This is a genomic window from Rhizobium sp. P2_G2, from assembly GCF_056403555.1.
Map to the genome: position 1 here is coordinate 84,930 of NZ_JBFUFF010000021.1, position 11,136 is coordinate 96,065.

The 11,136-nt window shown below is 61.0% G+C and carries 10 protein-coding genes and 1 tRNA gene; 7 read left to right on the forward strand and 4 right to left on the reverse strand.

Features of this window, described 5'->3' with window-relative positions; translation table 11 throughout:
* Positions 1 to 40 precede the first annotated feature (40 nt).
* Positions 41 to 1,294: a GNAT family N-acetyltransferase gene (locus AC1D06_RS17335; protein ID WP_477987167.1), complete on the forward strand. Its 1,254-nt coding sequence runs from the start codon at positions 41 to 43 to the stop codon at positions 1,292 to 1,294.
* Positions 1,295 to 1,299: 5 nt separating this feature from the next.
* On the opposite strand, the gene AC1D06_RS17340 is transcribed toward AC1D06_RS17335, so the two are convergent.
* From AC1D06_RS17340 to AC1D06_RS17350, 3 genes are all read right to left on the reverse strand, one after another.
* A complete protein-coding gene (locus tag AC1D06_RS17340) occupies positions 1,300 to 1,677 on the reverse strand; it encodes a HEPN domain-containing protein (RefSeq protein WP_477987168.1) in 378 nt (125 codons plus the stop codon).
* A 127-nt stretch (positions 1,678 to 1,804) separates the two neighbouring features.
* The gene (locus tag AC1D06_RS17345) at positions 1,805 to 2,179 is read right to left on the reverse strand and encodes a nucleotidyltransferase family protein (RefSeq protein ID WP_477878002.1); all 375 of its coding nucleotides are present in this window, start codon (positions 2,177 to 2,179) and stop codon (positions 1,805 to 1,807) included.
* A 60-nt stretch (positions 2,180 to 2,239) separates the two neighbouring features.
* The gene (locus tag AC1D06_RS17350; protein WP_477987169.1) at positions 2,240 to 4,477 is read right to left on the reverse strand and encodes a GumC family protein; all 2,238 of its coding nucleotides are present in this window, start codon (positions 4,475 to 4,477) and stop codon (positions 2,240 to 2,242) included.
* Positions 4,478 to 4,709: 232 nt separating this feature from the next.
* Between AC1D06_RS17350 and AC1D06_RS17355 the strand changes: the two genes are divergently transcribed.
* The 5 genes from AC1D06_RS17355 (at position 4,710) to AC1D06_RS17375 (ending at position 10,540) form a co-directional block, all read left to right on the forward strand.
* Positions 4,710 to 5,300, forward strand: a complete 591-nt coding sequence (locus AC1D06_RS17355; RefSeq protein WP_477878000.1) for a polysaccharide biosynthesis/export family protein — start codon at positions 4,710 to 4,712, stop codon at positions 5,298 to 5,300.
* 9 nt (positions 5,301 to 5,309) lie between these two features.
* Complete coding sequence (locus AC1D06_RS17360) at positions 5,310 to 6,449, forward strand: glycosyltransferase family 4 protein (RefSeq protein WP_477877999.1); 1,140 nt, start codon at positions 5,310 to 5,312, stop codon at positions 6,447 to 6,449.
* A gap of 133 nt (positions 6,450 to 6,582) precedes the next feature.
* The gene (locus AC1D06_RS17365; RefSeq protein WP_477877998.1) at positions 6,583 to 8,151 is read left to right on the forward strand and encodes an undecaprenyl-phosphate glucose phosphotransferase; all 1,569 of its coding nucleotides are present in this window, start codon (positions 6,583 to 6,585) and stop codon (positions 8,149 to 8,151) included.
* Positions 8,148 to 9,398 carry an O-antigen ligase family protein gene (locus AC1D06_RS17370; RefSeq protein WP_477987170.1) on the forward strand — a complete coding sequence of 417 codons (1,251 nt, stop codon included), beginning with the start codon at positions 8,148 to 8,150 and terminating at the stop codon, positions 9,396 to 9,398. The genes AC1D06_RS17365 and AC1D06_RS17370 overlap by 4 nt, the downstream gene beginning before the upstream one ends.
* Positions 9,395 to 10,540, forward strand: a complete 1,146-nt coding sequence (locus tag AC1D06_RS17375; protein WP_477987171.1) for a glycosyltransferase family 4 protein — start codon at positions 9,395 to 9,397, stop codon at positions 10,538 to 10,540. Before AC1D06_RS17370 ends, AC1D06_RS17375 begins: the two co-directional genes overlap by 4 nt.
* Positions 10,541 to 10,754: 214 nt before the next feature.
* On the opposite strand, the gene AC1D06_RS17380 is transcribed toward AC1D06_RS17375, so the two are convergent.
* Positions 10,755 to 10,831, reverse strand: a tRNA-Pro gene (locus AC1D06_RS17380).
* Positions 10,832 to 10,943: 112 nt separating this feature from the next.
* Between AC1D06_RS17380 and AC1D06_RS17385 the strand changes: the two genes are divergently transcribed.
* A partial coding sequence (locus AC1D06_RS17385) for a hypothetical protein (protein WP_477987172.1) occupies positions 10,944 to 11,136 on the forward strand: 193 nt, incomplete at its 3' end.

Here is an 11,136-nt window from a genome sequence, read left to right on the forward strand (position 1 = left end):
AAATTCGTGAGGGGAGCATTTTGCCGTGCCTGCAGGGCAAATGAAATTGAAGGACGTGGATTTCTACGACGACACCCCTATGCCCGGCCTCGCTGTCGGCACATCGGAGCTTCAGACGCTCGCCGGCCCGATCTCGGTTGCCGTGCATCGGCGCATGGAGTCGGTCGAGGCCGAATGGCGCGCRCTCGCCGAAGACAATATCAATTCGCTGCACCAGGGTTTCGACTGGTGCCGAGCCTGGGTCGATGCGCACCAGCGGCCGCTGCAGATCGTCGAGGGCCGCATCGACGGCAGGCTCGCCTTCATCCTACCGCTCGAAATCATCCGCGGCCGGCTGTTCACGACGGCGGAATTCATCGGCGCGCACCATGCCAACGTCAATACCGGGCTTCTCTCTTCCGCTTTCCTTGACGCTGCGACGCCGGAACTGATGGCGGCCTTCTCAGCCGAAATCCGCGACAATGTGAAGGGCGCGGATATCATCATCCTCAACAACATGCCTAGCATCTGGCGCAGCCGGGTGCTGCCCTTCTCGATGCTGCAGCATGTCGAGAACCAGAACCGTTCCTTCCAGCTGCCGCTGAAGGCGACCTTCGTCGAGACATTGGCGCAGCTCAACGCCAAGCGCCGGCGCAAGAAGTACAGCGTCAGCCATCGCCGACTCGAAGCACTGGGCGGCTATGAGCATATCGTCGCCGAGAGCGATGCCGACAGGCACGAACTGCTCGATCTGTTCTTCACCCAAAAGGCGGCGCGGTTGGCTGAGTTCGGCCTGCCCAACACATTTGCCTGTCCGAAAACGCGAAAATTCCTGCATGCCGCAGTGGGAATGCCGCATACGGCGACCGGCTTTCCGCTCAGGATGCATGCGATCCGCATGACCGGCGGCGAATTTCCCGGCGAGATCCCGGCCGTGGCCGGCCTGTCGCGCAAGGGCGACCACATCATCGTTCAGTTCTGTTCGATCGGCACGGGTCCGGCGATCGAGGCCAGCCCCGGCGAACTGCTCTTCCACCTGATGATCGAGCAGTACAACCAGGAAAATGTCGGCCTGTTCGACTTCGGCATCGGCGCCATGGCGTTCAAGAGTTCCTGGTGCAGCGAGGAGACGGTGCAGGTCAATGTCACCATGCCGGTGACATCGCTCGGCCGGCTGGCGGCAATCAAGGAAGAGATGGCCACCAAACTCAAGACGATGATCAAGCAGAATCCGGCGGTCTATTCCTTCGTGCAGAGGCTCAGGACACGGGTGCAGGGCCAGAGTGAGGCGGCACCGATGAAGGACGAGGATTGAAGTCGCTACTTTAGAAGCGATTTCAAATCCCAGCGTTTTATGCACCCATCGACGAAATAGGCAGCATTCGCCGCAGCCTCTTTCGCCTCCTCTTCTGTCACATCGTCATCAAGGCCGTAATCAGACCTAACGCGCTCGCCGCGTGCCCGGTTTAGCATACGTCCGAGATCACCGGTCGCGTCCGCTTCATTGACGAGCAGCTTACCGAAGTGCTCTATCACATGCTCGTGGCTTGCCGGCACGTCTTTGGTTTTGCCAACGCCGCCGGCCTTAAACAGCACTGCCCGAGCGCCATGGTGCATGGCATAGTAGGCTGAATGAACGCAGGCATGTGGAGTTCCGCCATTTGCCGCCTGAGTTCTCGCTTCCTGCAGATGCGTCACTGCTTTGCGCAATTCCTGTGCAGCCCTGGTGAGCTGTATTTCTTCGCTGAGCGTTCAGTTGGTAGCGACCGTGGACGGTTGACTTTCTTGTCCTTCGGCGGATGCAACATCACCTTCTTGCTTTTCTTCATCGCGGTATCACAACGCCATCTCGCTTGATGTGTTGAGAAAGGGCGGGAAGGTTCGGCTTATCCATGGAGCTCGCCGAGACCGAGACTGGGCGAATGTGAACGCCGGCGACGATATGCGGGTAAGCAAGATCGGAAAGCGCACGATCGGCCTGCCGCCCATCGCTTCCGTCAAGCACCACTGCGACATCATAGTCCGACGAATGTTTAGCCTCACCGCGGGCGCGCGAACCAAAGAGGACGACATCGCGAACCCGCCCTGAAAAAGATCGCTCAACATCGCGACGAAAATCGATCAGATGTTTCGCGGCACGCTTCGATACCAGCTTTTGAAGAACGACCGGCTCCGACATCGTCAAGCTCTGATAAGACATGTTTTCTTTTAATCAGGATAACATCAGCCGAGAGCTGACGCTACAGGAGCTAAGCCGTTCTCACGCCGCCTTGCGGCCCGTGCTCGGCGGGTTTGCCGGAGCACTGCCGAGCATCAGGACCACATCCTCATAGCCCGCTTCGATAAAGCTGCCGGCGATCGTTTCGATTTCTTCGATCGGCGCTCCGGCTGCGGAGAGGATGATTTCGGCGTTGCCCTTGCGGGCCAGGCGGCTGACGCCGGTGACGTCGGTGTCGCCGCATTCGATCAGCACGAGATCATAGGCGCGGGCCAGCGCATCGAGGATCATGGCGAGGCGATCGGCGGCGCGCATGGCGCGGCGGGCGTCGGCGGTGCCCTGCGGCAGGATATGAGCTTCCGACAGGCGGTCGGCGTGGATCGTGTCGGCAAAGGCGGCTTCGCCAGCGAGCAGGTTGGTAATGCCAGGCAGGTTGCCACGTTCCGACATCTGCCGCGTCGGCAAAGCTGAGCCGGTCATGTCCAGCAGGATCACGCGGGCGCCCTCGCCGGCGATCATGCGCGCCAGTGCGACGGAGGCTGCGGAGCCATTGTCACCAATCAGAGACACGCCGATCGCCACATTGATGCCATTGTCGATCAGGTGGCGGCCAACGGAGGCGATGGAGAATTCCTCGTCTGCTTCGACATAAACGAGATCTTGGTCGGCCGCCGCAGCCATGCGATCGGTTTCACCATCGTTCATGGACAGCAGGCTCACCGCAGCAGCGTCACCCGGCTGGGCGGCATGGTCGCGAGCGACTGCCGCTTTCGGCTTCATAGCAGCTGCAGCCGTTGATTTCGTCGTGATCACCGGCTGGTGAACGACGGCGGGTGCCTCGACAGTCTCAGCCTGATCATCGTCCTCATCCTCATCATATTCCACGGGCCGCACGGCGCGGCCGGAGAACAGTTCCGACAGCAGGATGAAGACCGAACTCAGCACGAAACCGGCGACCGAGGCAACGACGACAATCGGAATGGTTTTCGGGAAAAAGGGCCGGGTCGGCACGACGGCAGAGGAGACGACGCGAGCATCGGCCGGCGTGGCGTTCATGTCCTTCTGCGAGATCGCCTCGCGATAGCGCGACAAGTAGGTTTCAAGCAACTGCCGCTGGGCCGTCGCCTCACGCTCAAGCGCGTTCAGGCCCACCTGCTTTTCATCGGTACTGGCCGTGTCGGCTTTGATCGAATTAAGCTGCCCGACAAGCTGCTTTTCACGCAGGCGGGCAACATTGGCGTCACTTTCCAGGCTGGCGAGGATTTTCTGAGTCTCGGTGCGGATCTGCTGCTTGATACCGGCAAGCTGCGAGCGCAGGCCCTTCATCTGTGGATGGCCGTCGAGCAGTTTGGTCGAGAGATCGGCGATCTGGCCTTCGATGCTCGACTGCGTCTCCTTCAGACGCTGGATCATCTGCGAGCCGACAACTTCGTTGAGCGTGTCGACATTGCCGGAAGAGAGCGCCTGGCGCACGGACTCCGCCCTCGCCTCGGCACTGGCACGGTCGGCGCGGACATTGGCGAGCGCTTGCGAAATATCGGTCAACTGCTGCTGCGAGATGGTGTTCTGCTGGCCGGTCTGGAAGAGATCCGACGACGCGCGATACTGCGCCACCTTGGCTTCGGCGTCGCGCACCTTTTCACGCAGATTGGCGATTTCGGGCTCCAGCCATTTGGCCGTCTCGTTGGTCACGTCGAGCTTGGCGCCGGATTGCAGCGACAGATAGACCTTGGCGATGGCATTGGGTATCGCCGCCGCCAGCTTCGGATCGCGCGACGAGAACTGGATGGCGATGACGCGCGATTTATCGACCTGATAGACTTGCAGCTTCTGGATGAACTCCTGGATGACGCGGTCTTCGGGCTCGACGTCCAGCGGGTTCTTCATCAGATGCGCGGTCACCAGGACGCGCGTGACGATCGACGGATTGGCGGCCGGATCGAATTCCGGGCGCTCGCCGAGCTTGAAATCGCGGGCCACCTGGCGGATCAGGTCGGCGGATTGCAGCAGCGCCACCTGCGACGTGACGCCCGCATCGTCGAGTGTTGGGTCCGCCCCCTGCGGATCGGTTGGTCGGCGGGCGAGATCGGGGTCACGCGTCTCGATCAGGATACGCGCTTCGCTCTGATATTGCGGCGCGACGACGCTGGTGCCGGCTATGGCAAGGCCGGCAAAGGTAACGGTCGTTGCCAGCACCAGCAATCGGCGCCGCCAGATCGCCCGGAACAGGCCAGCCAGGTCAATATCCGCGTCTACGCTACTTTGCCTCGTCGTCGACATGCCCGAACTCCACAAAACCTTCGGGCGCAAAGATAAACAAAGTCGGTAAGCGAAGCGTTAACCCGGCGGGCCGAATGACGTCGATCAAATTTATCGGCTGAAATTCCTCAATTCGATCACCGGTTTTACCAGCTGTTAACCCTAATGGTTCGATAACAGCAGCATGAAGCATGGACCGAAACGGTAAACGCCGGACCATGCCGCAATGCAACACCGGCAGGAGTTCCTTCGAATGCAGACCGCCGCCAGAGCGTCGTTCTCGATCCGGCACGGACTTTCGATCGCCCTCGTCGTGGCGTCGGCCTTCGTTGCGTCCTGCACGTCCTATCGGCCGCCACCGAAGGCATTCGAGGAAGCAACGATCCAGCCCTACCGCGTCGACTCGGGCGATCGGCTGCGCGTCACCGTCTTCGACCAGAAGGATCTGTCGACCACCTATTCCGTCGACCAGGCCGGCTATATCGCCTTTCCGCTGATCGGCACCGTGCCAGCGCGCGGTCGGACGCTGCAAGAGCTGGAAGGTCAGATTGCAGCCAAGCTGCGCCAGGGCTATCTGCGCGATCCCGACGTGTCGATCGAGGTCGACCGCTACCGCTCGATTTTCGTCATGGGCGAGGTTGGACAACCCGGTCAGTATACCTATGTTCCTGGCATGACGATCCAGAACGCAATTGCCGTCGCAGGCGGCTACACAGCGCGCGCCAACCAGGCCAATGCCGACGTGACCCGCAAGGTCAACGGCAATATCCTGACCGGTCGTGTGTCGATTTCCAGTTCCGTGCTTGCCGGAGATACGATCTACGTTCGCGAACGCCTGTTCTAGGTGTTCTTCATGCAGGACCCCGTGCCGCTCAGGATCCTCCATTGTTTCCGCTCTCCCGTCGGAGGAATTTTCCGCCATGTCCGCGATCTTGCCAAAGAACAGAGCCGCGCTGGCCATCATGTCGGCATCCTCTGTGACAGCTCCACCGGCGGAGCGCATGAGGACCGGTTGTTCGAAGGGATCATGCCCCATCTCGCGCTCGGACTGACGCGCATACCGATCGATCGGGCGATCTCGCCGCGGGACATCCCGGTTTTCTGGAGGAGTTACAAGCAGATCAGAAGTTTGCAGCCGGACATAGTGCATGGCCATGGCGCCAAGGGCGGCGCCCTGGCCAGGCTTGCCGGCTCAGCCTTGCGGGTTAACAGGTATCGCGTTTCCCGCCTCTATTCGCCGCATGGCGGCAGCCTGCATTTCAACCCCGAGGGATTTGCAGGACGAACGGTGTTCCGGCTCGAAAAGCTGCAGGAAAAGGCGACGGATGCGATCGTCTTCGTCTGCGAGTTCGAGCGCAACACCTATATCGCCAAGGTCGGCGAGATCGATATCCGCAACGAGGTCATCTATAACGGCGTCGGCGAGGAGGATTTCGTCCCGGTGCCGGAAGCGCCGGATGCAGCCGATTTCCTCTATGTCGGCATGATGCGCGATCTCAAGGGCCCCGACATCTTCATCGATGCTTTTGCCAAGACAGAGCGCATCCTCAAGCGGCCGCTGTCGGCCGTCATGATCGGCGACGGCCCGCAGCGGGAAAAGTATCTGGAGATGATGACGGTGCGCGGGCTCGGCCGGCGCATTACCATGCGGCCTGCAATGAACATCCGCGAGGCTCTCACCCACGCACCCACGGTCGTGGTGCCGTCGCGCGCCGAATCCATGCCCTATATCGTGCTGGAATCACTGGCCGCCGGCAAGGCGGTGATCGCTTCCAATGTCGGCGGCATCTCGGAAGTGCTCGGACGCGACAGTGGCGCGCTGGTGCCGGCCGGCAACAGCGACGCGCTGGCAGCCGTCATGGCCGAGAGCATCACCGATTCCGGCTGGCGCGCCCGCAACATACCCGACCGCGACCGCTTCCACGAGACATTCAGCGCCATCACCATGGCCCGCCGCGTCACAGGCCTCTACCAGGAGCTGTTGGCCGGCTAGAGCAAGCCGCCTCCAAGGCGCTGTGGAAACTCCTGACTTTTCTCAATTCGGCACGCCCGACCTCCCCTTGCGTAAGCGTTTCTTAGGGCATTTCGCCTAGTGTCCGAGACGAATTGGTATCGAGTAGAGTGTGATGAGTCAGCTGCCTGAAAGAGACGACGATCTCGACATCGAACGCCTGCGCAAGCAGGTTTCGGAGATCCGCACCATCGGCCCCGACGAGACCGCCGCGGGTGTCAAGCCGGGAACGATCGAACTCAACGATTTCGCCAAACGGGTCGCCGCGCAATATCGCGACGAGAAATTCTCACCATCGATGATGACCGGCCTGGCGAGACTGTTCGACTTCGTGATGCTGTTTTTGATCGGCCACGTGGTCAACTTCTTCTACCTGCACAATATGAGTGCACTTCTGTGGCACATCCCGGTGGTCGCCGCCGGCGGGGTGCTGAGCGTGCTTTTCCTGCAGATCGCCGATTGCTACCAGATCCCGGTTCTCAGGGCGCCATACCGGGTGATCGGCCGCATTGCCGGCGCCTGGGCAATGGCTTTCGCCGTGATGGCGCTGACGCTGTTCTTCCTGAAAACATCCGAGAGCGTGTCGCGCTTCTGGTTTGGCGCCTGGTTCATTGCCGGCCTTGGCTATCTCATGGCGCAGCGTTACCTGCTCGCCTGGGCATTGAAGCGTTGGCTGCGCAATGGCGTGCTCGAACGCCGCGCTGTGATCGTCTGCGGCGGCAGGCCGGCGCAGGAACTGATCCGCTCGCTGGAAGCGCAGCCGGAAAACGATATCCGCATCCTCGGCATTTTCGACGACCGTCTCGACCGCCGCTCGCCGGAACTGGTGGCCGGCTATCCGAAGCTCGGCACGGTGACGGAACTGGTCGAATTTGTGCGGCTGGCGCGCGTCGACATGCTGATCATCTCGCTGCCGATGACGGCGGAGAAGCGCATCCTCGACTTGCTGCGCAAGCTCTGGATCCTGCCGGTCGACATCCGCATCGCCGCCCATGCCAGCAAGCTGAAATTTCGTCCCCGCGCCTATTCGCATGTCGGCAAGACGGCCATGCTCGACGTGTTCGACAAGCCGATCAACGATTGGGATTCGGTCGCCAAGCGTATCTTCGATATCTTCTTCAGCCTGGTGGCAATCGCCATGCTCTGGCCGGTCATGCTCGGTGCGGCCATCGCGGTGAAGGCGACGTCCAAGGGGCCGATCATCTTCAAGCAGAAGCGCCACGGCTTCAACAACGAGATCATCAGCGTCTTCAAGTTCCGCTCCATGTATACGAACATGAGCGATCCGACCGCCGCCAGGGCGGTCACCAAAGGCGATCCGCGCGTCACCCCGGTCGGACGCTTCCTGCGCAAGTCCTCGATCGACGAACTGCCGCAGTTCTTCAATGTGCTCAGAGGCGACCTGTCGCTCGTCGGTCCGCGGCCGCATGCGGTGCTGGCGCAAACCCATGACCGCATCTATGCCGATGTCGTCGAAGGCTATTTCGCCCGCCACCGCGTCAAGCCTGGAGTCACCGGCTGGGCGCAGATCAACGGCTGGCGCGGCGAGATCGACAGCGACGAGAAGATCAAGTACCGCACCGCCTTCGACCTGCACTATATCGAGAACTGGTCGCTGCTCTTCGATCTGAAGATCCTGTTCCTGACGCCCTTCCGACTGCTCAACACGGAAAATGCCTATTGAGCGCGATCGTCCACGCCGAGACGGTTTCCTTCAAGCCCGGACAGGCCACCGCAAGGCTGGTCGGCTCCGGGCTGATGGCGTTCGGCGTGTTCCTGTCGGGTTTCGTCATCGACGAGCCGGCACCCTATGAACTGTTCATGGCCGGGCTGATCGGTTTCTGGTTCATCATCGGGCTGAAAATCTCGCGCACGACCGGACTGCTGCTTGCCTTCATGCTGACCTACATCACCGGCGGCATGCTGTCGCTGACGCAAATGGCGGAGATCGGCGACGGGCCAATGTATCTCGCCGTCACCTTCTTCCTGCTGATCTCCTCAGTCTTCTACTCAGCCGTCATCGAAGACGACCCTCGGAGGCTGAAGCTGATCTTCAACGCCTGGACATGTGCCGCAGTGATCACCGCCATGTGCGGGATTATCGGCTATTTTCACGCCCTGCCCGGCTTTGCCATCTTCACCCGTTACGACCGCGCCATGGGCGTGTTCCAGGATCCGAACGTGTTCGGTCCCTTCCTGGTAGCGCCGTCGCTTTATCTGCTGCACGGCATCCTGACCGGCCGCACCAAACATCTGCCGCTGCGGCTCGGCTGCCTTGCCATCCTGGCCTTCGGCGTGCTGCTCTCCTTCTCGCGCGCCGCCTGGGCGATGTTCGTCTTCTCCTCGATGATGATGGTGCTGATCATGTTCATCAAGGAGCGGTCCGGCGCCTTCCGCCTGAAAGTGCTGGTCATGTCGCTCTCCGGCGTCATCCTTGGCGTCGTCGGCATTGTGGTGGCGCTCAACACGCCGGCGATCTCCGGCCTGCTCGAGCAGCGCACCAAGCTTGTCCAGGAATATGACGGCGACCGGCTCGGCCGGTTCGAGCGCCACAAGCTTGGCTTCCTCAACGCCATGAGCGAGCCGCTCGGCATCGGGCCGATGGTGTTCTCCACCATCTACCCTGAAGACGAGCACAATATCTGGCTGAAATCGCTGACCACCTATGGCTGGCTTGGCCTCGCGACCTACATCGCGCTTGCCTGGACCACGATCGGTTTCGGCATCCGCTACATGTTCCGCGACCGGCCGTGGCAGCCCTATCTGGTAGCAGCGTGGATCACGCTCTGCGGCCATGAACTGATCGGCAATGTCATCGATACCGACCACTGGCGGCATCACTTCATGCTCTATGGCATCGTCTGGGGCTGCGCGGCGCTGGAGCACAGATATCAACGGCAGAGGTCCGCCGGCGCTGCGGCTCGCCCATGACCCATCTTCCCTTGCGAATCCTGCAGGTGCTCGAACCGAGCGGCGGCGGCTCAGGCCGGCACTTTCTTGATCTTTGCGGGGCGCTGGCCGAACGCGGGCATCACGTCGCGGCAATCTATTCGCCGACCCGCGCCGAGGAGCGTTTCGTTAGAGAACTTCAAGCATTGCCGCTGGCCGCCATATATTGCGTGCCGATGACGCGGTCCCCCTCGCCTTCCGATCCGGGGGCATGGATGGCGATCCGGAAGATCATCAGAACCGGTGGCCCGTTCGACATCATCCACGGCCATAGTTCCAAGGCCGGCGCGCTGACCCGCATGCGCATGCCCGGCCGACATATCCCGCGGGTTTATACGCCGCACGCCTTCCGCACCATGGATCCGACGCTAGGCGCCCGCGGCCGCCAGATTTTTGGCGGCATCGAGTGCCTGTTTGGAAAATACCTGACCGATGCGCTGATCTGCGTCTCGCGTGACGAATATCAGCACGCCGTGCAATATCTCGGCATTCCGGACAACAGACTGCATACAGTCGTCAACGGCGTCTCGGCGCCGCCCATCGGCCAGCGTCAGGAGATTCGCGCCCAGCTCGGCATCCGACCAGATGCGTTCGTCTTTGGCTTCGTCGGCCGCCTCTCCGAACAGAAAGCGCCGGAGCGGCTGCTTGACGCCTTCAATCGCATCGGCGCTGCTCTGCCGCAAACAGAATTGGCGATGATCGGCTTCGGACCGCTGGAAGCGGAGATGCGGAGCATGATTGGCAGCAGCGGCTTGGCCAAACGCATCCATCTCACTTCCGCCCTTCCGGGACCCGACGCCATGCAGGCCTTCGATGTGCTGGTCATGCCGAGCCGTTACGAAGCGATGTCCTATGTGATGCTGGAAGCGGCCGCCGCCGGCCTGCCGATGATTCTCGCCGATGTCGGCGGCGCTTCGACGGTGGTGGATGATGGCAGGAACGGCTTCATCGTCGCAAATGACGACGACGTTACAGACTTGGCGCAGCGGATGCTCGAAATCGCCCGGCCGCAGTGCCACGAAGCCATGCGTACCGCCGCCCTCGCGCGCAAGACCGACTATTCGCTCGATAAAATGGTGGATGCGACCGAGGCAGTTTACCGCGGGCTTGCGCAGGGCGGATAATCCCGATTCTTACTGGCCGACAGCAGGCCGGCCGTCTGACAGACAAGTAAGTGCGCCGATTCTCGTCAGCAGGACGCGAACATTCGCGCATCACTTTGGACCAGTTCGGGACGTTTGGCCCCAATTGCGGGGCATTTGGTGCCCTTATGTTCCCCTAAGGCCCTTGTTGCGGCCTTGGAGAATCGGCAAAATGTGAGGGAAATCAAGGATATAGTGGTCGGAGTGGCGGGATTTGAACCCACGACCCCTTGACCCCCAGTCAAGTGCGCTACCAGGCTGCGCTACACTCCGGCCGTGGCGCTCCGTTTATAGTTTCGATGCTTGAGGCGCAAGTCCCAAATCCAGCGATTTTGAAGAATGAACCACATGGTCTGAATAAACGATTGTTTGGCTGGCACTGGTATTGAGCCCAGCCAGCTCGCTCCTTGCCAAACAAGGCATGGTGGCAGGGAGCGGTTTTGGTATTGCGCCATACCGCACGGGCGCCGAACCGGCGTTCATGGCGACCCTGCCTGCCCGCTATTCCTTGCACCGTGCGTATCAAAAAGAGTCATGCGTGTACTTGAGCGAGCCATTCACGTGGATATTCAATAAAT